Origin of the sequence: Tautonia plasticadhaerens (genome assembly GCF_007752535.1) — a bacterium.
Taxonomy (GTDB): domain Bacteria; phylum Planctomycetota; class Planctomycetia; order Isosphaerales; family Isosphaeraceae; genus Tautonia; species Tautonia plasticadhaerens.
In genome coordinates, this window is sequence record NZ_CP036426.1 from 5,356,043 (window position 1) to 5,378,347 (window position 22,305).

Annotated in this window: 17 protein-coding genes; 10 read left to right on the forward strand and 7 right to left on the reverse strand. The window is 71.3% G+C overall.

The features are described 5' to 3' along the window. Nucleotides 1-411 precede the first annotated feature (411 nt). Both ElP_RS21475 and ElP_RS21480 read left to right on the forward strand, forming a co-directional pair. A complete protein-coding gene (locus ElP_RS21475; RefSeq protein WP_145272789.1) occupies nt 412-1,044 on the forward strand; it encodes a DUF433 domain-containing protein in 633 nt (210 codons plus the stop codon). 205 nt (nt 1,045-1,249) lie between these two features. Next, nucleotides 1,250-3,040, forward strand: coding sequence for an ATP-binding cassette domain-containing protein (locus tag ElP_RS21480; protein ID WP_145272792.1), 1,791 nt, complete (start codon nt 1,250-1,252; stop codon nt 3,038-3,040). Between the two features lie 39 nt (nt 3,041-3,079). Here the strand turns inward: ElP_RS21480 and ElP_RS21485 are convergent, their stop codons facing one another. The 4 genes from ElP_RS21485 to ElP_RS21500 all read right to left on the reverse strand — a co-directional run bounded on the left by ElP_RS21485 (nt 3,080) and on the right by ElP_RS21500 (nt 9,597). Further along, nucleotides 3,080-5,236 (reverse strand): TolC family protein, encoded by a 2,157-nt coding sequence (locus tag ElP_RS21485; RefSeq protein WP_197446261.1) that lies wholly within the window; start codon nt 5,234-5,236, stop codon nt 3,080-3,082. Further along, a complete protein-coding gene (locus tag ElP_RS40735; RefSeq protein ID WP_145272797.1) occupies nt 5,233-6,948 on the reverse strand; it encodes an HlyD family secretion protein in 1,716 nt (571 codons plus the stop codon). The genes ElP_RS21485 and ElP_RS40735 overlap by 4 nt, the downstream gene beginning before the upstream one ends. Then, a complete protein-coding gene (locus ElP_RS21495) occupies nt 6,933-9,212 on the reverse strand; it encodes a peptidase domain-containing ABC transporter (RefSeq protein ID WP_197446262.1) in 2,280 nt (759 codons plus the stop codon). Before ElP_RS21495 ends, ElP_RS40735 begins: the two co-directional genes overlap by 16 nt. 79 nt (nt 9,213-9,291) lie before the next feature. Next, nucleotides 9,292-9,597 carry an HPF/RaiA family ribosome-associated protein gene (locus tag ElP_RS21500; protein WP_145272801.1) on the reverse strand — a complete coding sequence of 102 codons (306 nt, stop codon included), beginning with the start codon at nt 9,595-9,597 and terminating at the stop codon, nt 9,292-9,294. A 191-nt stretch (nt 9,598-9,788) separates the two neighbouring features. Here ElP_RS21500 and nhaR point away from each other — a divergent pair, with 191 nt between their 5' ends. After that, nucleotides 9,789-10,694: a transcriptional activator NhaR gene (gene nhaR / locus ElP_RS21505; protein ID WP_197446263.1), complete on the forward strand. Its 906-nt coding sequence runs from the start codon at nt 9,789-9,791 to the stop codon at nt 10,692-10,694. An 80-nt stretch (nt 10,695-10,774) separates the two neighbouring features. On the opposite strand, the gene ElP_RS21510 is transcribed toward nhaR, so the two are convergent. Beyond that, nucleotides 10,775-12,307, reverse strand: coding sequence for a thioredoxin domain-containing protein (locus ElP_RS21510; RefSeq protein WP_145272804.1), 1,533 nt, complete (start codon nt 12,305-12,307; stop codon nt 10,775-10,777). Between the two features lie 1,101 nt (nt 12,308-13,408). Between ElP_RS21510 and ElP_RS21515 the strand changes: the two genes are divergently transcribed. Both ElP_RS21515 and ElP_RS21520 read left to right on the forward strand, forming a co-directional pair. After that, on the forward strand, nt 13,409-14,269 hold the full coding sequence (locus ElP_RS21515) for a hypothetical protein (protein ID WP_145272807.1): 861 nt from the start codon (nt 13,409-13,411) through the stop codon (nt 14,267-14,269). Then, on the forward strand, nt 14,238-14,474 hold the full coding sequence (locus tag ElP_RS21520; protein ID WP_145272810.1) for a hypothetical protein: 237 nt from the start codon (nt 14,238-14,240) through the stop codon (nt 14,472-14,474). Before ElP_RS21515 ends, ElP_RS21520 begins: the two co-directional genes overlap by 32 nt. A gap of 792 nt (nt 14,475-15,266) precedes the next feature. Here ElP_RS21520 and ElP_RS21525 read toward each other — a convergent pair. Further along, on the reverse strand, nt 15,267-16,256 hold the full coding sequence (locus ElP_RS21525) for an alpha/beta hydrolase family esterase (RefSeq protein WP_197446264.1): 990 nt from the start codon (nt 16,254-16,256) through the stop codon (nt 15,267-15,269). Between the two features lie 400 nt (nt 16,257-16,656). On the opposite strand from ElP_RS21525, the gene ElP_RS21530 reads away from it, so the two are divergent. Continuing rightward, complete coding sequence (locus ElP_RS21530) at nt 16,657-17,451, forward strand: Rad52/Rad22 family DNA repair protein (RefSeq protein ID WP_145272816.1); 795 nt, start codon at nt 16,657-16,659, stop codon at nt 17,449-17,451. A 165-nt stretch (nt 17,452-17,616) separates the two neighbouring features. Here the strand turns inward: ElP_RS21530 and ElP_RS21535 are convergent, their stop codons facing one another. Continuing rightward, on the reverse strand, nt 17,617-18,111 hold the full coding sequence (locus ElP_RS21535) for an acetolactate synthase (protein ID WP_145272819.1): 495 nt from the start codon (nt 18,109-18,111) through the stop codon (nt 17,617-17,619). A gap of 467 nt (nt 18,112-18,578) precedes the next feature. Here ElP_RS21535 and ElP_RS38480 point away from each other — a divergent pair, with 467 nt between their 5' ends. From ElP_RS38480 to ElP_RS21555, 4 genes are all read left to right on the forward strand, one after another. Then, nucleotides 18,579-19,904: a hypothetical protein gene (locus tag ElP_RS38480; protein WP_197446265.1), complete on the forward strand. Its 1,326-nt coding sequence runs from the start codon at nt 18,579-18,581 to the stop codon at nt 19,902-19,904. A gap of 317 nt (nt 19,905-20,221) precedes the next feature. After that, the gene (locus ElP_RS21545) at nt 20,222-20,827 is read left to right on the forward strand and encodes a hypothetical protein (protein ID WP_145272822.1); all 606 of its coding nucleotides are present in this window, start codon (nt 20,222-20,224) and stop codon (nt 20,825-20,827) included. Between the two features lie 178 nt (nt 20,828-21,005). Next, on the forward strand, nt 21,006-21,275 hold the full coding sequence (locus ElP_RS21550) for an acylphosphatase (RefSeq protein ID WP_145272825.1): 270 nt from the start codon (nt 21,006-21,008) through the stop codon (nt 21,273-21,275). Between the two features lie 118 nt (nt 21,276-21,393). Then, entirely contained in the window at nt 21,394-22,215 is an 822-nt protein-coding gene (locus tag ElP_RS21555) for an ABC transporter permease subunit (RefSeq protein ID WP_145272828.1), read from the forward strand. Nucleotides 22,216-22,305: the final 90 nt, after the last annotated feature.

Sequence of the window (22,305 nt, forward strand, 5' to 3'; positions counted from 1 at the left end):
GCCTCCCCCGCGCCCCACTCACCCGGCCGTGCTCACCCTCACCCCGAGGGCGTGGACGGCCGCCGATTGACGTCTCCGTCGATTCTCCCCAGTTGCGCAGGGGCGGCCAAAAGCGGACAAAAACTTATTCTTCTGTCATATAACGATTTGCGTCGTTGGACGCTATAAAATGCGAGGGCAGGCCGCCTTTTTGTGACTAATGCGACCGGAAAAATCGATGATGTTAACGTAAGGCACGTAAACGGTGATCGAAGGTGATCGCCGGAGCCGAGTGGTCGACGACTGACCCCTGCGATGGAGCTTCCCGCCATGTCTCCCACCTCGAATGATTCGATCCGCGGTAGCTTCCCCTTCCTGGCGACGATTTCGAACGACACGATCGAACTTGGATTGACTTCGAAGAGGATCCTCATGGACACCACCCTGTTCGACGAGACGTCCCGAGTCCGCACCCCCCTGACCGTCCTCGCCGGCCCCGACCCGACGTTCTCGAAGAATCTGGACGCCCTCCGGGCCGAGTTGGCCCCGGTCGGGATGGTCGAGGGCGTGATGGTCGACCGCATCGTGCTGGCGGCCTCCCGCCTCCGGGCGGCGATCGCCTGCGACGGCGACCCCGACTCGGCCGACGAGCGGATCTCCCGGGCCGAGCAGTCCTTCGACCGCGCCCTGGCTGCCCTGAACGCCTCCCGGGCCTCCCGGGCCGAGGGCTGGGGCCGGGCCGCGTCCGGCTCCTCCAAGGCCAACGACCTGCCCATGCCGTTTCCCGCCGCCGTGACGCCCGAGCCCGCCCCCGCCGCCCGCCCGGCCTCGGGGGTCCAGGCCGAGGGCGGCAACTGGCGCGATCGCCTGGTCTTCGACGAGCACGTCTCCGACGAGTCCCCCGTCGTCCGCGGCACCTGGATCACCGCCGGACGGGTCGTCTCCATGGTCGTCGACGGCATGACCTGGGACGACATCCTCCGCCGCTACCCGGAGCTGACCGAGCGGGACATCCGCGCCTGCGTCTGCTTCACCGAGGAGCAGGACGGGCCGATCTCCCTCTGAGCCGGGCCCGGCGGGGCCGGTGCCGATCGACGCCCGGGCACCAACGCCCGCCGGGGCCGTCCTCCACGTGGTGAGGTCGGCCCCGGCGGGCGTTTCGCGTAAGCCGGGCCGGCCCGACGCCGAGGACGACTCGAAGGCCGGTCCCGGGATGTGATACCTTGGGTGGCCTTCGCTGGCCCGATCGTCGACCGGTTATGAGCCCCTCATGGCACTGCTGAGCCTTCGGAACGTCGGCCTGTCCTTCGGCGGCCCCCGCCTGCTGGACGGCGTGGATCTCGCGGTGGAGCGGGGAGACCGCGTCTGCCTCCTCGGGCGCAACGGGGAGGGCAAGAGCACGCTGCTCCGCCTGATCGAGGGGGTGCTCCCGAATGACTCGGGGGAGGTCATCCGCGCCCAGGGACTCCGAGTCTCCCGGCTCCCGCAGGAAGTGCCCCAGGCGAGGGCCGGCACCGTCGCCGAACTCGTGGCCGAGGGGCTGCCCGACGACGACCACGCCCTCGGCCCGGCCGATCACCGCGTCCTGGCGATCGTCTCCCGGGTCGACCTCGACCCCGACTCCCCGTTCGAATCCCTCTCCTCGGGGATGAAGCGCCGGACCTTGCTCGCCCGGTCGCTCGTGGCCGACCCGGACGTCCTCCTGCTCGACGAGCCGACCAACCACCTCGACATCGAGTCGATCCGGTGGCTTGAGGACTTCCTCCTCCGATGGGGAGGGACCCTGATCTTCGTCACCCACGACCGGGCCCTGCTGGAGCGGCTCGCGACCCGGATCGTCGAGCTGGACCGGGGGACGCTCTACGCCTTCGACTGCGACTACCCGACCTACCTCCAACGCCGGGAGGAGCAGCTCGCCGCCGAGGAGAAGCAGGCCGCCCTCTTCGACAAGAGGCTCGCCCAGGAGGAGACCTGGATCCGCAAGGGGATCGAGGCCCGCCGCACCCGCAACGAGGGCCGCGTCCGCGCCCTGAAGGCGATGCGGGAGGCCCACCGCAAGCGCCGGGACCGCCAGGGGACCGCGAGGCTCCAGGCCCAGGAAGCCGACCGCTCCGGCGCCCTCGTGATCGAGGCCAAGGGGGTCGGCTTCTCCTACGGCGACCGGCCGGTGATCCGGGACCTGACCACCACCCTCATGCGGGGGGACAAGGTCGGCATCATCGGCCCGAACGGCTCCGGGAAGTCGACCCTGCTCCGGCTGCTGCTCGGCCACCTCGAACCGGACCGGGGGGCGATCCGGCACGGCACGAACCTGGAGATTTCCTACTTCGACCAGCTCAAGGAGACGCTCGACGAGGACAGGACCGTCCAGCAGAACGTCAGCGAATACGAGACGATCACCGTCGACGGCCGGCAGCGTCACGTCCTCGGCTACCTCCAGGACTTCCTCTTCGCCCCCGAGCGATCCCGGACGCTGGTCAAGGTCCTCTCCGGCGGCGAGCGCAGCCGCCTGCTCCTGGCGAAGCTGTTCACCCGGCCGTCGAACGTGCTGGTGCTGGACGAGCCGACCAACGACCTCGACATCGAGACCCTGGAGCTGCTCGAAGGCCTGCTCGTCGGGTATGCCGGCACGCTCATGATGGTCAGCCACGACCGGGCGTTCCTGAATAACGTCGTCGCCGGCACCCTGGCGATCGACCCCGACGGCACCGTCCGGGAATACGACGGCGGCTACGACGACTACCTCCGCCAGCGCAAGGACGAGGCCCCCCCGGCGCCGGACGAGTCGACCACCCCGGCGAAACCCGCCCCCCCCGCGAAGGAGCGCCCCCGGAGGCTCAATTCGAAAGAGCAGCGGGAGCTGGACGGCCTGCCCGCCCGGATCGAGGACCTGGAGACCCGCATCGGCGCCTTGCACGACGCGATGGCCTCACCCGAATTCTACAAGCAGGACGGCGACCGCATCGCCGCCGCCAAGGCCGACCTCGACGACCTGGAGGCACAGCTCGCCAGCTGCTTCGGGCGCTGGGAGGAGTTGGAGGCGGTCCGCTCCGCCTCCTGAATCACGGCCCCGATCCCACCCGACGTTCCCGGGGGCCGATCAGGGGATGGGGCCCGGTGCGGCCTCGGGGAGCCCGGGTCCGACCGGGGCGTCGATCGCCGCGCCGGGGGCGGCGTCCGGGCCGGGAGGGATGGCCCCCGGCCTGGGGGCGCCGGGGGCGAGACCGGGGAAGATCGCGGGAGGAGGCGGGATCGGGTCGGCGGGGACGACGGCGTCGGGGTCGGCCGACATCGGCCGGGCGATCTCGTCCTCGGGGAGGATGGTCGGCGGGGCTGTCCTCGCCACCTCGGGGGTGACGGCGTCGAGGCCGACGGCGGCGCGGTAGTCGGCCAGGGCGGAGAAGTACTTCCCCTCGGCCAGCACGCGGAGCACCTGGGCGTCGAGCACCTGCTGCTGGCGGACCACGAAGAACAGCAAGGGGGAGGCGGCCTGAATCTCCAGACGCTGCCGCTCGGCCTCGGCGAGCTGCCGGTAGACGACCTCGTTGTTGCGGTAGAAGGCCAGCGACTCGTACGCGGCCCGCAGCGAGGCGGCGGCGTTCAGCACGTCGGCCTGGATCTGGTCCCGGGCGAACTGGGTCCGGGCCGAGATCTGGCGGAGCACCGCGTCGGCCGCCCGCACGCGGCCCCGGGCGTACCGGCGCTGCAACGGCACGTCGAAGAAGAGGGAGGATTCCAGGATGAACGGCCGGAAGTCCGAGCCGAGGTCCACGTCCCGGACGCCGACGTTCTGCTCGGTGTAGACGTAGAAATTCAGCTTGGGCAGCAGGAGGTTCTCGGCCAGGTCCCGGTCGACCTCCGCCTTGTCGTACTCCAGCATCAGGCTGAAGATCTCGGGCCTGAGCCTCAGGGCGACGGCCACGTCCCGTTCCACCTGGGCCTGGTCGGGCCGCTCGGCGTCGGGGAAGGCCAGCGGGATCTGTCGGACGTCGGGCATCGAGGGGAGGCCCCGGAGGTCCCTCAGGTAGAACGAGAGGAAGACGGCGGCCTGCTGGAGGTCCCGGCGGGCGTTGACCACCTCCTGCTGCCGCTTGATCAGCACGGCCTGGAAGGCGATCACGTCCACCTGGGCGACCCTGCCGATCTCCGGGCTCGCCTGCTCGGCCAGCGCGCGGAACTGGGCCTGGGAGAGTTCCAGCAGGTCCTGGTACACCGCATAGGCCTGCCCGGCGGCCACCCAGGCCCAGTAGGCCTTGGCGGCGTCCTTCAGCAGGCTGACCCGCTCCTTGAGGATCGTCGGCTCCACCTTCCGGCGCTCGATCTCCGTCTGGTACAGCTTCGCACGCTTGGGGTCGATCCGGAGGTTCTGCAAGAGGGGCTGCTCGAAGCCGTTGACGAACGCCCCGCCCCCCCGGGTGTTCAGGTAGTTGTAGTAGACCGGGAACTGCCCCTGGGCCAGCCGGTAGCCGGAGAAGACCTTGCCGCCGCTGGCGAGGATCGGCTGCTCCAGGAACAGGTCCTGGACGGATCGGTCGTAGAAGCCGAGCGGGTAGTTGCGCGAGTCGAGGTTCACGTTCAGGTCGAAGGATCCGCGGGCGGAGGTGAGGTCCCCCTCGGCGACGTTCCGCTGCTCCAGGATCGCCAGGAAGGGCGGGTATCGACGCTCGGCCGAGCCCCGGACCACCTCCAGCATCAATGGGGGTTCGGGGGGCAGGTTGTCGACCCGGGGGGCGCCCCGGGGGACCGAGGGCGCGCCGAGCTGCAGCCCCGGCGCCTCGGGCAGCTCGAACGGGTCGAGTTCCCGGCCGTCGGCGGCGGGCTGTCCCCCGATCGGCTCCCGGCCGAGCAGGCCGGGCAGGGTGAGCAGTGCGTCGGGCTGGGGGGCGATGCCCGGGGCGAGCGTCCCCCCCTGTCCCGGGATGAGGCCCGGGAAGAACGTGCCGCCCGGCGTGACGCTCGGCGTGAAGGGGGTGAACGGGCCGGGGTCCGTGGGGAAGAAGGGGGAGGCCCCCATCACCCGGGGGGGGCCGGACAGGGGAGTCGCCATGTCGCTGGGGGGGAGCCCCTGGCCGAAGGGAGCCATGCCCATCGCCCGGGGGGGGCCGGGCATGCTGTCGGGCTGGAAGGAGAAGGGGAACGTCGACCGGCCCGGCGAGGGCAGCTCGATCGCATCCTGCGAGACCGCGTCCGGGGCCGGGATGACTGCCCCGAGCACCCCGGCCGCGATCGCGATGAGCCTCCGCGTCCTGCGGCTCATTTCGGCCTCTTCACCTTGGGTTTGTCGTCCTTCTCGCCGCTCGCCCCGGCCTTGGCCGAGGGCTCGTCCTTCGCGACCACCGGGGCGAACCCGTTGAGCCGCCGCCAGATCTCGAAGCCCAGCGGGACCTCCCGGAGCAGGACCCACCCGTTGGCCCGGGCGCCCTGCCGGAGGAACTCGTCCGACGGCCAGGGGCTCCGGACGTAGGCGAACGCGCCCCCCGTGCTTTCCATCGGCTCATCGGGCCGGAATTCCCCAGAGATCCCGCCGATCGTCAACTCCCCGACGCCCGGATCGTCCCCGTCCGGCTCCACGGCGACGACCGTCGCCGAGGCGCCGCTGAGTCGGCCGGTCACCACGTCGCCGGCCGAGAACCGGCCCCGCCGCAGGCCGCCGTAGTTCAGCTCCGGGCCGTCCATGTCGGGCACGACCAGGATCCGGAACTTGCCCGGCTTGGTCTGGGTCGAGTCCACCAGGGCCACCTTGCCGGGGAAGGTCCCCACGGCCGCCGACGGCCAGCCGATGAACTGCAACGCCGGCCAGCCCTCGAACTGGAGCCTCGCCTGGTCGCCGGCCCGGACCAGCGGCACGTCCCGGCCCGGCAGGTAGATCTCGGCGGCCAGGTGGGGAGTCTCGGGGATGAGGATCGCCAGCGGGTCGCCGTCCTTGACGTAGGCGCCGGCCCCCACGTTGGTCAGCAGCCGGAGCACCGTCCCGGCCCGGGGGGCGAGCACCTGGCCGCCCTGCTGCTGCTGCCGGATCTTCACGCGGGCGTCCTGGATCTCGTTCTCGGCCTTCTGCACGTAGCCCTGGGCGATCGCCACGTCGGACTTGGCCTTCTCGATCTCGGCCTCGGCCTTGGCCTCGACCGCATCCCGCTTGGCCTGGTACGCCTCGACGGATTTCTGGGCCTGGGCCAACGCCGCCTCGGCCTGGCGGAGCTTCTGCTCGGCGGTGCGGTAGATCTGCTCGGCCTTGACGCGGTCGGCCCCGGACCCGAGGCCTCGCTCGTAGAGCTTCGTCGACTGGTCGAAGAGGATCTCGTAGCCGGCGGCGTCGGCCTCGGCCTCGGTGACCTTCCCCTCGGCCTCGGTGACCTTCCGCTCGGCCTCGGCGACGGAGGCCTCGGCCTCGGCGATGGCCTGGACCTTCTCCAGCCGCTTCTGGACCAGGGCGGCCTCGTAGGCCCGGACCGTCTGCTCGGCCTGGTCCAGGGCCATCTCGTAGTTCCCCAGCTGGAGGTCGAGCGTCTCCACGTACAGCGGGTCGATGTTCTCGACCGAGGCGATCGGGTCGCCGGCCTTCACCACGTCCCCCTCGTTGACGTAGTAGCGCATGACCCGGCCGTAGATCGGCGCGTCCACCATGAACTCGCGGTCCAGGGGGTGGAAGCCGATCACCTGGCCGTCGCCGTAGACCGACTGCCGCCAGGGGACGAGCATCATCAGGGCCGGCAGGGCGACGAAGGCGAACATCAGCATGACGCCGACCTTCCTCGCCACCCTCGGCGTGCCGACCTGCCGCAGGGCGGGCATCCCCGAGCCGCCGTCGAAGGCCCGGGCCGGCAGGCCGGGGCGGGGCCGGGTGCTCGGCACCCCCGAGACGGGACGCCGGGCCGGGGCCCGGTGCGCGGGGATCGCCCCCGGCAGGGTGGCGTCGGCCTCGGGGGGCAAGGGTTCGGCTGGGGTGCTCGGCCTCAGTTCAGTCGACATAGCCCGGTCTCCCTCAGCCAGACTTCGAGATCCCTGGCCCGCCCGTTGGCCGGCTCCAGCGTGTGCTCGATGCGACCCTCGGCCAGGATCACCGCCCGGTCGCAGTGGCCGACGACCTCCTGGCTGTGCGAGACGATCACCAGCGTCCAGGGGGCCGAGCGGTCGAACAGCGTCTCCAGGACCCGGCTCCGGGCGTCCAGGTCCATGCCGTCCAGCCCCTCGTCGACGATCAGCAGCCTCGGATCCCCGGCGATCGCCCGGGCCAGCATCAGCCTCCTGGCCTGGCCGAGCGACAGCGGCGCCCCCTTGCTCGAGAGCATCGTGTGCAGGCCGTCGGGCAGGTCGGAGACCTCCTCCAGCAGCCCGACCGCGTCCAGCGCCCGCCTCACGTCGACCAGCGAGAGCCAGAGCCGGCCCACCCGCACGTTCTCCAGGATCGTGTCCTCGATCGCCTCCACCCCCTTGACCACCGCCACCTCCGCCCGGAGCGATTCGAGCCGGAAGTCCCGGGTGTTCGTCCGGTCCAGCTCGATCGAGCCGCCCGACGGCTGCCTCAGGCCGTAGATCAGGTCGACCAGGGTGCTCTTGCCCGAGCCGCTCGGGCCGATGACCGCCATCCGCTCCCCCGCCCGGACTTCCAGGTCGAGGTGGCGGAGCACGTCCCGGTGGTCCTCGAAGGCGTAGGAGACGTTCCGCAAGGTCAATGCCGCCCCCCGGGAATCGAGTTCCCGGTGGACCTCGCCGTCGGGCCGCTCCAGCGGCAGGTCGACCAGCACGCCTAGCTTGTCCATCGCCGCCATCAGGTCGTACCAGGCCTCCAGGTGCTTGCCCAGCTTCGTGAACGAGGCGAGCACGGTGGCGATGATCAGCTCCGCCGCCACGAGCTGGCCTAGCGTCAGCTGCTCCTGGATCACCAGGTAGCCGCCCAGCCCCAGCAGCGCCGAGCTGGCGATCGCCTGGAGTGCTAGGGCGAAGATGATCTGCCGCATCAGGATGCCGAAGTGCCGACGGCGTGCCGACAGGTAGCGTCGGGTCGCCGAGTCGGCCCGGTCCATGGCGAAGTCGGACCCGCCGTCGACCTTGTACGCCAGGGGCGCCCGGGCGATCTCCTCCAGGCCGCCGGCCACCTCGTACTTGGAGACCGACTCCTGGATGCTCGTCCGGATCGCCCCCCGGCCCAGCAGGTAGATGATCAGCGTCATCGACAGCAGGAGGACCAGGTCGAAGCCCAGCAGGAACGGGTGGTAGAAGGCCAGCACCACCAGGCCGATCGCCGCCCCGAGGATCACCGAGATGCCGTCCAGCAGCAGCAGGGCCGCCACCTTCTGCACCGTCAGCACGTCGAAGAACCGGTTGACCAGCTCGGGGCCGTTGTTGCGGTCGTACGCGTCGATCCGGACCCGGGGGAGCCGGTACGCCAGGTCGGCCGTCACCCGGACGAACAGCCTCCGCTGCATCAGCTCGACCATGTAGGTCTGCAAGGCCCGGAGGATCGCCGCCAGCGACAGGCAGGCGAAGAGGATCAGCGTCAGGACGATCAACTGCTGCAGCAGCAGGTTCAGGGCGACGGTCGTCACCACCGCCTCGATCGCCAGCGGGGTGGCAAGCGAGAGGATGCCGACCCCCACCGCGTAGGCGACGATCAGCCAGAGGTCCTTCCTCGCCTCCGCCTGCAATAACCCCAGCAGCCGCTTCAGCGGGGAGGGCCCGTGTCCATGAGCGTGCCCGTGACCGTGTCCGTGTCCGTGTCCGTGTCCGTGTCCGTGGGCCTTCTGGCCGTGCCGGTGGTAGTTCTCGTCGGCGTCGGGATCCCGGAGGGCGTGGCAGGGGGCCAGGGGGAGGACCATCATCCAGGTTGCCTCGACGCCGGCCCCCTCCAGGCCGAGCCTGCGGGCCAGGTCCCGGGCCGAGATCGTCGGCCCGACGTCCCCTCGGTCGGCGGCCGCCAGGCGGCCCGAGTTGCCCCGGCGTCCGACCAGGGTGATCCACTCCCCGGGGCGGCCGTCCCGGCCGGGGGCGTAGGTCACCACCGGCATGTCGGGGCGGGCGGTGGCGATCGCCTCCCGGGCCGACCACCGGGTCGGGGTCATCCGGAGGCCGAACTGCTTGCCCATCATCGACAGGCGGGCCTGCCAGGTCTCCTCGGCCGGTCCGGGGAACTCGCGCTCGGCCTGGTAGATCAGCTGTCTCCCCAGCACCGGGTCGTATTCCTGACCGGCCGCCTGGGTGCAGGCATCGAGCACCACGTCGCTGGCCCAGCCCATTCGCTCGCCCTCGCCCCGGCCACTCGCGTCGGCCCGGCCCGGGACCGCCCCGGACGCCCGACCACCCGCCCTCGTCGGCCTAGATCGCCGCCCGCCGCCGATCGACCTCGCGACCCAGGGCCCGACCGGCCCGGTCGACCGCCCGGCTGATCGCCTCGAACGCCTCGTCTCCGCTGTCCTCGACCCCCACCGAGCCGTCGGGCATCCCCAGCGTCACCCCGCATCGGACCCCCGGCACGGCCGACCCGCCGTCGATCGAGAGCCGGAGCGTCACCCGTCCCAGCCTCGGGCCGAACCGGCCCAGCGCCGAGCCGACCCGGCGGCCCGCGTGTTCCCGGATCGCCCGGTCGACGACGACCCCCACCCCTCGGACGACCACTCGCATCGCCTCGTTCCCGCGCCCGGCCAGGTTCCCGACACGAGGGCCGACTCCGGCCCCCACCTCCCTACTCTAGGCAGACGTAGCCCGGTCGACAAATAGAAGGGTCGCGCGTTTCCCATCGATTTTTCCGATGGATCGCCGCCCCCCCTCCCCGATTCGATGCCCTTGCGGCCCCGGCCGAGTCGCGTATCCTGATGCGAGTGGACGCGCTCAACTACCACCACCTGCATTACTTCTGGATGGTCGCCCGGGAGGGGAGCATCGCCGCCGCCTGCGAGCAGCTCGACGTCTCCCAGCCGACGATCAGTGCCCAGATCCGGGCCCTGGAGCGCTCCCTCGGCCTCCGCCTCTTCGAGCGCCAGGGCCGGGGCCTGGTGCTCACCGACGCCGGGCGGGTCGCCTACCGCTATGCCGACGAGATCTTCTCGCTCGGCCGGGAACTGCGAGACGTCATCTCCGGCAGGCCCGCCGGCCACCCGCTCCGCCTCTCCGTCGGCGTGATCGACGCCCTGCCGAAGCTGGTGGTCGCTCAGCTCCTGGAACCGGCCCTGCACCTGGAGGAGCCGGTGCGGATCGTCTGCACCGAGGGGAAGGTGGAGGAGCTGCTCAGCGACCTCGCCCGGCACCGCCTGGACATCGTCCTCTCCGACGCCCCGATCGCACCCGGGGCCGCGATCCGGGCCTTCAACCACCTGCTCGGCGAGTGCGGCGTCTCCCTCTTCGCCCCCGCAGACCTCGCCGAGGCCCTCTCTGCCGGCTTCCCCAGCTCGATCACCGGCGCCCCAATCCTCATGCCCGGCGAGCGGACGACGCTCCGGAGGTCGCTCGACCACTGGCTGGACGACCTCGGATTGCGGCCCCGGGTCGTCGGCGAGTTCGTCGACAGCGCGCTGATGAAGGCATTCGGCCACGCGGGGGCCGGCCTGTTCCCGGCGCCGACGGTCATCGAACGCCAGGTCTGCGAACAGTACGGGGTGGCGGTCGTCGGCCGGGTCGAGCAGGTCCGGGAGCAGTTCTACGCGATCTCGATCGAACGCCGACTGAAACACCCGGCCGTCGTCGCCGTCTTCGAGGCCGCCCGCCGCGACCTGTTCTCGTGAGGGGATGACGACGGCCGGCCCTCGGGCCGGCCGGTTCGTCTCGATGTCGATGACGGACACGATCCGGGGTGCGGCCGGGATCAGCCGCCCGACCCCCGGATCCTCGACCAGGCGCCCCGGGCCGTCTCGGCGGACTGGGTCGACCCGGCGGGGACGGGACGGTCCACGGATCGGCCCGACGTGCCGGCCTGCCTGTTCCCCTCCACGGCCAAGCCCCCCGGCTGGATCGGCTTCCACCCCGACCGGACGGGGCGATCGGCCCGGCCGATCTCCGACCTCGGCACCGAGGCGTCGACCTGGGAGGGGGCGGCACCGGAGTGCTCCGGCAGGCTGATCCCCAGGAACTCGGGGGGGGGCACCTCGATCGGCTCGACCGCCAGGACCCGGCCGCTGCGGTCGGCCAGGGCGTCGGACTCGGGGGGCGTCTGGCCCCGGAAGGTCACGTCGTCGGAGGGGGCCCGGGCCTGCCGCCCCGGCGTCCCGGCGTCGGCCACGTAGACCGGCGCCCGGTACTGGTAGAGGTGCGACAGGTTGTTGCGGTCGAGGATCGCGTAGATCGACCTCGGCGAGGCGTACAGCCCCCGGCCGACCGACGGGTCGAAGGCGAAGTTGCAGACCCCGGCGACGTAGCCGTTGTCCGTGAACAGGCCCCCGCCTGACCTCCCCTGCTTCGGCGAGTGCAGGCACTCGATCGCGTCGTAGGACTGCTTCCCGGGCACCCGGAACCGGGAGCTGGGGGCGTAGATGACGGTGTTCCAGGCCGTGGCATCCTCGCCGTGCGAGCAGCCGACGGTGTACATCCCCATCCGCTCCTCCGCCTTCCAGTGCGGCGGCACCACCCGGGAGGAGGGGACGGCCCGGCCGGGGCGGATCCGGACCAGGGCCACGTCCCGGTCGAAGTCGTAGTCGATCACCTCGCCGGGGATCGGCTCGCCGACCGGCCGGACGGTCTGCCCGCCGGGGCCGCCGAGCTTGCCGTCGAACAGCTCGACCATCACCGGCAGGTTGAATTGCCGGGCCGAGGGCTGCCTCCCCTTCACGCTGAAGATGTGGGCGCAGGTGAGGATGATCGACTCCTCGTCGTTACTGGCGATCACCGTCCCCGAGCCGAAGCCCAGGGTCCCCCGGTCGTGGACCCGGATCCGGACCACGGTCGCCCAGGGGTCCGGCAGCCGGGTCGAGCCGGCGGAGCGGTCCGAGGCCTGGCGGATCTCGGGCCGGGACTCGTTCGTGACCGGGGTCGGCCCGAGCGCGTCCCGGTAGAGGTCGGCCAGCTCCCGGGCCTCGATCAGCCCTTCCTTGCGGGCCAGCTCCCGGCCCTGGTCGTCGACGACGACGAAGGTCGGGACCCCTTCGATCCGGTACCGCTCGGCCAGCTCGGGATGTTGGTCGACGTCGATCGACCGCACCGGATAGTTGTTCTCTTCCAGCAGCGCGACCCGGGGCCGCATCTGCTTGCAGGGCGGACACCACTCGGCGTGGAAGTCGAGGATCGCCGGGCCCCGGGCCGACGCGCTCGCCCCGGCGTTCGGGCCGGGGGACGCCGGGGAGGCGTCGGCGTTGCTCGGGGCGAGGGCCAGGGCCAGCGTCAGGATCAGGGGGGCGGTGGTCATGCCGCATGGACTCCTTCTTCCCGGGCGTCGACCCGCCGATCGGGCAGCGGGGCGGCCCGCCTCGACGTCTCGCGACGCCGAGCAGGACCGCCCGACCGCACGGGGCGAGTCGGCCGCGAACGTTCCCCCGGGACCGGCCTTCGTGACCGACCCGGGGGGCACCGGCCGGTCTGGCCGGCGCCGGGAAACCACCGAGGATGAGGACGAGAGACGAGGGGCGATCGCCCGGATCGATTCCCGCGCGTCGATCGGTCCCAGGGGCCTGTCGGCCCGGGCGATCGAGCGGGGATGGTCCGCGCCGCCGGCCTGGGCAGGCCGGCGGGACGCCGAGGAAAGAGGGGAGGATTCGAGGGAGGAGACTGCATGCCGAGGGGATAGGAATCCCCCGGCCCTTCCTGGGAGTAGCCCCTGGTCACCGACCCCGGGCCCCGACCTCGTGTCGGGACCCGGTGCCGCCGCGTCCGGGCCACCGCGCAAACAACGATCGAGTCGAGGGGGCCCGGAAGCCTCCCGATCGGCTCGATCGTCTTCGCTCGGCGGCACGTCCACGGCTGGCGGGCCTCTTTCTACTCGGAGCGGGCATGGAGCACCAGATCAGTTATCGGCCCGGATGTCGCCCGGCTCGACCGATTCTCGAAAAAGAATCCGCCCCCGCGTTCGGGCTGTGCCGGGGGGCGCGGATCGGGGGGTCGATCGGGCTGCGAGGGAACCGGGCCGGGCCTAGGGGCGTCGAAGAGGGCCGCCGGTTTGCCGGGGGGCAGAAGGTCATGTAGAGTTGCTCCAGTCTGCCCGGTCGGACGGCAGTCGCGGCAACTCGCTCGGCCACGCCCCCACGGACGTCCTCGCTCGCCGCCGCGACCCGAGCCGACCGATCGCCGAAGTCGTCCCCGGCGGGCGACTTGCGAAGGCGTCGCCCTCCGCGCTACAATGCATGGAACGACGGCACCTTCGCGGACCCGGCTCTCGGGTCGCTCGCCGCTCCGGTCGAGACCACCTCCACCAAGTCCACGGTCCAGCCCCCTCTCGCCTCGCCGACACCCGGGCGCGCCGACGTGGGCCGGGCGGCCGACCGTCTGACTCCGATCGCAACGGGATGGGACCATGACGTTCGTCGGAAAAATCCTCGTCATCGTGATCCTGGCCTTCGCCCTGTTCTTCCTCGCCCTGTCGACGGTGGTCTTCACCGCCTCGACGAACTGGCGGGATGCCTACGGCGAGGTGACCACCAGCCGGGACGAGCTGCAGCAGCAGCTCAACACCGCCAAGAACGACCTGGCGGCCCAGAAGGCCGCCCTCGATAAGGAAGTCGCCGACCGCGACGCCCGGATCGGCCAGCTCACGGCCCAGGCCACCGACCTGAACAATCAAATCGGGACGTTGCAGGCCGACGTCACCAGCCTCCGGACCCAGGTCGAGGAGGCCCAGCGGACCACCCAGACCCAGGTGCAACTCGCCCAGGCCGCCACCGGCGAGGCCACCCAGCTCCGCGAGCAGTTCCAGGCCGCCCAGCAGGTGGCCAACGACTACGCGGCCCAGCAGTCGCAGCTCAACGAGCAGATCTTCAACCTCGAGCGCCAGCTCGACACCGCCACCCGCAACAACGAAGACCTCCGCACCGCCCTGGCCGACTACCAGAACTACCTGGAGTCCCGAGGCCTGCCCGCCGACCGCGACCTGGTCCGCCAGGCCGCCCAGGGCGTCGTCGTCTCGCCCGACATCGAGGGCCGCGTCCTCCGCGTCGCCAATGATTACATCGAGATCTCCATCGGCGAGGACGACGGGGTCAGGGCCGGGCAGGAGTACTTCATCTTCCGCACCGGCGATTCCCCGCAGTACATCGGCAAGCTCAAGGTCACGCTGACCGAGGCCGACAAGTCCGTCGCCCGCGTGATCGAGCCTTACCTGGGCCGCAAGGTAACGGAGGGAGACAGTGTCGCAGGCAAGATCCAGCCGAGGAGCTAGGTCCGGCGCCGGCCGGGCCCGGGGGGGCACCCGCTCCCAGTCGACCGCCACCCAGCGCGGCCGAGGGGTCTACGTCCAGGAGGCTAAGAGCGACATCTTCGTGGTGCTGCTCGGTGTCGCCCTCGGCGCGATGGTCCTCGGGTGCCTCTTCCTCGTCCTCAAGCTCAACCAGTACGGCTTCTCCGCCGGCGGGCCGGGCGCCTGACGCCCCTCCCTGCCCCGACCCAGGCCGACGCGCCCGGTCAACCCCCGGACCACCGTGAGCCGCCGCCCCGACCCGTTCGGGACGGCGGCTTTCGTCGTTCGGTCCGGTCCGAGGCGGGATGCCATTCCCAAACCCGTCGGCCGACGGGGAGGGGCCGAGGGGCGCGGCCTGGCCGGATGCTGCGGAATTGCATCGAGTCGTATCCATTCAGGGGCGGTGATCGAGTCAATCCAGACTGACGCCTCCGGGATGGCGGCGGCCCATGCCCCAGCAGCCCCCGGCGGCACACCCGGGCCAGGAGAGGACGCGCGGACCCGCTCAACCACCCGCAGCCCTGACGATCTCAATTTCATCCGACGGGCCTGGGGCGTGGCCGGCGCGACGCCGAACGGCGACGGACCCGGGCCATCACCGATCGAGAGGTCGATCGCGCGGACGTGGCGGTCCGAGCGGCGGGCGTGGCCGCCTCCCCTCGTGATACGGGATTGCGTTGAATTGTTACGATTCTCGGTCGGGGTGGCTGGGGTCGAGCGCAGCGAGCCCCCGGTCCGATGCTCGCGGGACCGGGGGCTCGCTGCGCTCGACCACAGCCACCCTGAAGGACAGGGATCCAGGCAATTCCGAATGAAACACCATCCGCCGATCGGAACGCCTGGCGGGAACGTCCGATCGGCGAGACGCGACGGCCCGCCGGCGGGGCGGACCCATGTGGCCCAGCCCGCCGGCGGGCCGTTCCGCCGGGTCGGTCATCGGTCTCCCGGCCCGGGGCTCAGCCCACGGCCCCCCGGTCGCTCAGCGGACCACCCGCCTCGGGGGGCATTGCTCGAAAAAATCCCAGATCGCGACGCTGCCGTCGAAGTCCTGGCTCGCCTTGCCGACCATCTGGACGTGGTAATTCAGTGGTCGCCCCGGCCAGTTGTGCCCGGCACCGTCGATCCGGTAGATCGTCACCAGGGTCCCGCCCTCGCCCGGGGGGTAGCGGTAGACCCGGGTGGTCGTCCCGTCATCCTCGGGGCCGTCGGGCAGCGTATCGACGTTCGGCTCCCCGGAGATGCCGTCGAGCTCCAGGTAGCGGGCGATCGTCTCCTCGACCGGGGCCACTCGCCCCCGGTCCTGCGGTAAGATCGGGGCGATCGGGCCCCCGGTTGCGGGCATCAGCGGGTCGTCGTTGCCGATGATCGCCACCAGCGACACCGGGAACTTCGGGTCGAACCGGGAGGCGACCGGCTCCGACATCCCGCCGCTCACCGGCGCGATCCCGGCCACCACGTCCGAGGCCTCCGCCGCCAGCCGGTGGCAGAACATCGCCCCGCTGGAGATCCCCGTCGCGAACACCCGGCCCGGGTCGATCACCCCCCGGTCCGACAGCTCGTCGACGATCGACCGGACCAGCGCCACGTCGTCGAACCGCTCGTCGGTCTCGGCACTGGTCCCCTCCTTCGAGTACAGAGCCCCGAACCCGCGGCTCCGGACCACCGGCGACCCGGGCGCGTAGTCCCAGTTCCGGCCGATCCCCTGGGGGTAGACGACCACGAACCCTTCCTCGTCCGCGATCGGCTCGAACCGGGCGTATTTCTGGACCGTGTCCGCCGATCCCCCCTCCCCATGGAAGACGAACACCGCCGGGGACGCCCCCGACCAGCCCCGGGGCAGGTAGACGCGATACGACCGCTCCTGCTCCCGGACCGCCAGCGTCCGGTCGACCGCCGCCCCGGCCGAGAAGCCATCCGGGGCGTCCGGGAGCGTCATTCCGGGCAGAAACAGCAGGGCGAGTGACCACATCGGCTCGGCTTCTCCGTCGAGTTCGGGTTCGAGGACTCGCCCGACCCCGGCCCCCGGACTCGGGGACCGTCGGCCCGGCGATCCCATCCGGGATGCCCGGGATGGACCATTATTGTTCCCTGAACCCTATCACAAGGTCCATGCCGACTCCCAACTTGGGCGCCCGACTCGACCCCGGTACTGAACTTATTGACACTGGAAGGTGCAGCCCCTACAATCTGTACACCTGGACAACGGTCGCGGTGATGGACCCGGCCCTTGAGTTCCGGGAGCCGGGCCCGATCCGGGGCCGGCGATGCACCCGGTGGTTCTACCTAGCGAGGGCGGCGGACGGCCGATTCCGCAAGGACTTGCGACGAATCGAGGCCGGATCGTCCGATCCTCCGGGGGGCGAGACACGATGACCCAGTACCCCGACATCTTCGCGGCCCTCGCCGCGCCCTTCGCGACGCACGAGGTCAAGGTCCGGCAGCAGGCCGGCCGACAGCTCCACTACATCACCGCCCGGACGGCCATGAACCGGCTCGACAGCATCCTGGGGCCAGAAAACTGGTGGGACGAGTTCATCCCGTCGGATCACTCGGTCCTCTGCAAGCTGACGATCCGGCTGCCCGACGGCACCCTGCTCACCAAGGCCGACGCCGGCGGCTACGCCGGGATGTCGGACCAGGGGGATGACGACAAGAGCGGCTATTCCGACGCCTTCAAGCGGGCCGCCGTGAAGTTCGGCATCGCCCGCTACCTCTACCGGGACGGCGTCCCCGAGTTCGTCCGGGAACGGGTCCCCGCCCAGGAGGTCGCCTCCGGGGAGCCCCAGCCGACGATCTCCTCGGCCTCACCCGTGCCCGCCCCCGCCGAGTCCCCGGCCCGCCGGGACCGCGAACAGCCGGCCCGGGCCCGGAACGGCGTCCAGACGGCCCCCCCCCGGGAGTCGGGCGGCCACGGCGGCGGGGTCGTCGGAACCCCTCCCCGGTCCGGCCGGGCGCTGTTCGCCTGGGTGAAGGACCAGGAGAGCCGGCACGAGGTCGGCCTGCTGCAATACCTGAACAAGTGGGGCAAGCTCCAGGACTTCCCGGGGCGCATGGTCGACTGGGACGCCGACCAGGTGGCCAACGCCTACCAGGAGGCGATGCGGAAGATCCAGTCCAGCCAGCCCGACCGCAATGAGGCCCTCGAGGAGGCGCTGGCGAACTGACCCGCCGACACCCGCGATGCCCCGGCGAATCGGAGCCAGCCCGACGCCGGGGCCCCTCGCCGGCGGATCAACGCCCCTCGGTGCCGGACCCGCCCCGGGGCCGCCGCAAGGCGGTCTCCGGGGCGTCGTCATTCCGGGAGGCGTCCCCGGGGCCCGGGCGAGGGATCAGGATCTCAGATCCGCCTCGCAGATGACCTCGAAGCCGGTATCCCGGAGGATCTGGCCGGCCAGCTCCACGTTGTCGATGTGCATCGCCACGGCGGCCCGCCCGTGGGGGTGCACGATCAGCGGGTAGGCGTAGTGGATGTTCACCTCGCCCTGGAGCAGCGCGGTGCAGATGTCCGAGAGGGTCCGGGAGCCGGCGGTCAGCTCGGCCACGAGCAGCTCGTTCTCGGCGAAGGGGAGTTCGGAGTTCCGCAAGATCTCCCGGCCCTGCTCGCTGTGGCTGAGCATGATCCGGACGATGCAGCAGTCGGCCGAATCGGCGATCGACAGGCCGACGATCCGGACCTTCGACCCGGAGAACGACTTCACCAGCTCCAGCAGTTGCCCGACCCGATTCTCCAGGAACACGGAGAACTGGGTGATGGTCGGCCAGCTGTACCCTTCGAGCGTCTCGAATTCGAGGCCGCTCGACCCTCCTCCTTCTCCCAGGCTCATGGCGTCTCCCCGATCATCCCTGGTTGGAGCCGATGCGACGCACGGGGACGATCCCGCCGGGGGGGAGAGGGGCCCCTTCGGCCGTCGAGGGCCGGGCGCGGAACGTCACCCTAACCGGTGATCGTCCAAAATGTAACGATGGATCGCCCGGCGGTCAATCGCCCACCCGGCCCCGCTCGGGTCGGCAAGGCCGAGCGTCGGGCGGGCAGGACCCGGTATTTTGGGAAAGCCGGGGGCCTCGCGGTGCCGATGCAAGGATGACGAATGAGGATCGAATCCCGAGGGCGTCCCGTGCGTCCCTGGGATTCGGGCCGCCGCGCCGGGCGTGCCGGCGACGCCGAAGGGCGAGTGCGGTCCTCGCTTCGGAACCGGAAGCCGAGGGGCGATCCGGCCCGACCGATGCGCCTGGCCCGACCCGGGCCGATCGCCCGGCCCCCCCGGATCGAACCCGTGCAGAGGTGGTGTCCATGAACTGGCGACTGCGAGACCTGGTCCGGGCCGGGGCGGCCTTGGGCCTGCTCTTCTCGATGGCCGGAGACTCGGCCCGGGCCCAGGAGCCGATCGGGCTCCCGCCGTCCCCCGAGCTGCTCGGCGAGACGATCGACATCCTCCGCGCCCAGCGCTCCGGCGACCTGGCCGTCGAGGCCCGGGGGGCCGGCAACGACCGCGTCCGGCTCCGGATCAAGAACACCTCGGACCGGCGCCTCCACGTCGTCCTCCCGCCCGGCCTGGTCGCGTCGGCCGCCTCGGGCCAGTTCCAGAGCATGGGCCTGGGCGCCCCGACCAATCAGCCGGAGGCCTTCGGCCGGTTCGAGTCCCCCTCCCCCGCCGGGCTTCCCGGCTTCCAATCGATCCCCGTCTCCGGCGAGTCCACCGCCCAGGCGGTCACGGTCCCGAGCGGCGAGGAAGTCTCCGTCTCCCTGCCCGCCGTCTGCCTGAACTACGGGCTGGCGGACCCGAAGCCGGCCGACCGCTTCGAGTTGCTGGACGTCTCCGAGTACTCCCCCGACGCCCGGGTCCAGCGCGCCCTGCGGTCGCTGGCGACCTACGGCACCGGCCGTCGGGTGGCCCAGGTCGTCATGTGGAACGTCTGCAACGGCCTGGCGATCCCCCAGGTCGAGCGGCTCTCCCCCAAGCTGGCCAATCAGTGGGAGCTGGCCCTGGCCGGCCGCTTCGTCGAGGCGCTCGACGCCTCCACCTCCGGCGAGCTGGTCGACCCCGCCTACCTCACCTCCGGCCGGGTCTTCGTCCGGGTCCAGGGCGAGGGCGACCTGGCCGACGACGCCTCCCGGCTGGCCGACGCCCTCGACGGCGCCCCCCTGCTCGGCCTGCCCGCCCGGGTCGTCCGCGGGGCCGACGAGCCGACCGCCTCCGGCCCGGCCCTCTACCTGGTCGTGACCCTCACCTCCTCGACCGACAGCCAGACCGCCGGGCGGATCGCCGTCCACGGCGTCGGCCGGGATCGGGAGTGGACCAACGGCGGCACCGCCAAGCTGGCGCTCGACGCACCGACCTCCTCGGTCGATGCCATCATGCTCGGCTCGGGCATCGACCGCGCCGTCGCCTCCAAGTTCGTCACGGTCCGCAGCCTCGGCAACGCCGACGGCGGCAACCGGCTGGTCGTCGAGAACGGCCTGCCGATGACGCTCGCCGGCCTGACGCTGGACACCGCCGCCACCGGCGGCGCCCTCGTCCCGTTCGACGGCATCGGCGTCGGCCCGCTTCGATCGGCCGAGGTCCTCGTCCCCGCCGCCTCCGGCCGGGTGGATTCCCTTCAGCTGAACGGCCTGTGAGCCGATGAATGGGAAGCCGGGTTAGCACCAGCCCGGCCCCTTCCTCAGAATCGTCGAAGCTATGCGAGAGGGCCCGGCCCTCCGCGCCGGATCGCTCCCGAGCGACCCCGGCCCGGGGGCGCCGGGCCCTCTGGCATTCGAACGTCCGGCTCGGGTTGCGGGCGCCGACGACGGGCCCCGGCCCGAGACGGGACGCGATGTTCCCACTCGTGGCCTGACGGTCGAGATCGGATTCTGGTAGCCTCCGATCCCAAGGTGGCCCGGCCCGATGTTGCGGCTCGGTTGCTCTCCTTGAGGTCGGTCGAGGGTCGCACGCGATGATGGATCATGCTTCGGCCTCGACGCCGGGAGGAGCCCCCGGGAAGCCGATCGGCTCGGCTCGGCCTCCCAGGCGGATCACGCTGGCCGACCTGATGATCCTGGTCGTCTCGGCGGGATTGGCCGTGACGGTCCTCCGACTCTATTACGCAGAGCCGGCGACGTATCGCGGTGCCTGGAGACTCGCCGAGGTCCCGCTCTCTCTGAAGATCTGGAGCCAGGTCATTCTGGCGATCCCGTTCCTTGCCCTGGCGGCCCCTGCCTTGTTACTGCTGCGATTCAGAGCCCCCCGCCCTGACCGACAGGACGCCTTTCACCAGCCGGGCATGGTGGCCTGCCTCGCCGTGACCTGCGTCTCGATCCATGCGGCCCTTTCGGCCACGATGCTCAGCACCCTGCCCATGGTCCCCCTGGCCAACCCCGCTACGACGTTCCTCGCCACCGTGGATCGCTCGGGAGGAGCGGTGATCATCGTCTGGCTGGCCCTCGTGCTGGCCGGGGGATGGCGGCCGTCGCGGGACTGGGTCGATCGAAGCGGCCGGGCGCTCGGGGTGCTCCTGATCCTCGTCTACCTGCTGTCGATCGCCCGATTCCTCCCGTTCTGAGGCCGACGGATCGCCAGGGCCGCGCATCGGCGTCGGATTGTCCGGGTCGCATCACCCGGCCGGGCCCGGCCGCCGTTCCGCCCCGGTTGATCGCCGGGACTCCGGGACGCTACACTCGATGCCGATCGCCTCGACCCGCCCCCCCCGATTTGCCCCGATGGGCCAGGATCACGCAGTCATGACCCGATGCCGCGTCTCCTACGACGGCCGAGTCCAGGGCGTGGGATTCCGGGCCACGGCCTGCCGGATCGCCGACGATTTCGAGGTGGGCGGCACGGTCCGCAACCTGGACGACGGGCGGGTCGAGCTGGTCGTCGAGGGCCCGGAGGACGAGGTGGAGACGTTCCTGGCGGCGGTCCGTTCCGAACTCCGGCGGGTCATCCGCGAGGAGCATTCGGAAAACCTCCCCCCGGGCGAACCATTCCCCGGGTTCCGCGTAGCATACTGAAGCAGTCAGTCGGCCCGCGTCCCCGATCCGTCGGGCGCGGTCGGCGTCCGGGCGGCCTCCGCCCTCATCCATCCCCACGCATCGACCCGACAACGACGCGAGCCGAGCCCCCACTGCCATGAAAGCGCTGACCATCGCGCGCGCGACCGCCACCCAGGCGATCCGCCAGCCGGCCTTCATCGTCCTGCTAGCCTTCGCCTCGATGATCCTGATCACCTCGGTGTTCCTGCCGTACTTCACGTTCGGCGAGGACATCAAGATGTACAAGGACACCGGGCTGACCACCATCACCTTCTTCGCCCTGCTGCTGGCGCTGTTGACCAGCAGCTCGGCCGTGGCCGAGGAGATCGAGGGGAAGACGGCGGTCACGCTGCTCTCCAAGCCGGTGAACCGCCGGCAGTTCATCCTGGGCAAGTTCCTTGGGATCGAGCTGGCGGTGCTCGTGCTGTTCCTGATCCTCGGGGCCCTGTTCTCCGCCGGGGTCTGGTACAAGTACGTGTACGACCTCCGGGAGGGGGCGGGCGGCACGGTCGACTCGGCCATGCGGATCAAGCAGGTGCTCCAGGTCATGCCGGGGCTGGCGCTGGGCTTCTTCGAGGTGACGGTGATCGCCGCCATCAGCGTGGCGATCTCGACCCGCCTGCCGATGCTGGTGAACCTGATCACCTGCATCTCGATCTTCTTCCTCGGCCACCTCACCGAGGTCCTGGTCCGCCAGGCCGAGGCGATCCGGGCCAACGAGCTGGTCACCTTCATGGCCCGCCTCTTCCAGTGGGCCCTGCCGTTCCTGGAGTTCTTCAACGCCGGCCCGGCGATCTCGACCGGGGTGATCATCCCCTGGGTCGGTTACGTGCTGCCGGCGCTGCTCTACTGCGTGTTGTATAGTGGAGCGGCCCTGCTGTTCGCGTTCCTGCTATTCGAGACCCGCGACGTGGCGTGACGCCCCGCACCCGGGCCGGCCCGCCCGAAGCACGCGGGCCGCGCCGACCGGCCCCGGGGCGCCCAACGCCCCGCCCCGGGGGAGGGGTCC

Coding starts and splice junctions, on each gene's coding strand:
- ElP_RS21475 (WP_145272789.1), top strand. CDS start 412: ATGGACACCACCCTGTTCGACGAGACGTCCCGAGTCCGCACCCCCCTG.
- ElP_RS21480 (WP_145272792.1), top strand. CDS start 1,250: ATGGCACTGCTGAGCCTTCGGAACGTCGGCCTGTCCTTCGGCGGCCCC.
- ElP_RS21485 (WP_197446261.1), bottom strand. CDS start 5,236: ATGAGCCGCAGGACGCGGAGGCTCATCGCGATCGCGGCCGGGGTGCTC.
- ElP_RS40735 (WP_145272797.1), bottom strand. CDS start 6,948: ATGTCGACTGAACTGAGGCCGAGCACCCCAGCCGAACCCTTGCCCCCC.
- ElP_RS21495 (WP_197446262.1), bottom strand. CDS start 9,212: ATGGGCTGGGCCAGCGACGTGGTGCTCGATGCCTGCACCCAGGCGGCC.
- ElP_RS21500 (WP_145272801.1), bottom strand. CDS start 9,597: ATGCGAGTGGTCGTCCGAGGGGTGGGGGTCGTCGTCGACCGGGCGATC.
- nhaR (WP_197446263.1), top strand. CDS start 9,789: ATGCGAGTGGACGCGCTCAACTACCACCACCTGCATTACTTCTGGATG.
- ElP_RS21510 (WP_145272804.1), bottom strand. CDS start 12,307: ATGACCACCGCCCCCCTGATCCTGACGCTGGCCCTGGCCCTCGCCCCG.
- ElP_RS21515 (WP_145272807.1), top strand. CDS start 13,409: ATGACGTTCGTCGGAAAAATCCTCGTCATCGTGATCCTGGCCTTCGCC.
- ElP_RS21525 (WP_197446264.1), bottom strand. CDS start 16,256: ATGTGGTCACTCGCCCTGCTGTTTCTGCCCGGAATGACGCTCCCGGAC.
- ElP_RS21530 (WP_145272816.1), top strand. CDS start 16,657: ATGACCCAGTACCCCGACATCTTCGCGGCCCTCGCCGCGCCCTTCGCG.
- ElP_RS21535 (WP_145272819.1), bottom strand. CDS start 18,111: ATGAGCCTGGGAGAAGGAGGAGGGTCGAGCGGCCTCGAATTCGAGACG.
- ElP_RS38480 (WP_197446265.1), top strand. CDS start 18,579: ATGAACTGGCGACTGCGAGACCTGGTCCGGGCCGGGGCGGCCTTGGGC.
- ElP_RS21545 (WP_145272822.1), top strand. CDS start 20,222: ATGATGGATCATGCTTCGGCCTCGACGCCGGGAGGAGCCCCCGGGAAG.
- ElP_RS21550 (WP_145272825.1), top strand. CDS start 21,006: ATGACCCGATGCCGCGTCTCCTACGACGGCCGAGTCCAGGGCGTGGGA.
- ElP_RS21555 (WP_145272828.1), top strand. CDS start 21,394: ATGAAAGCGCTGACCATCGCGCGCGCGACCGCCACCCAGGCGATCCGC.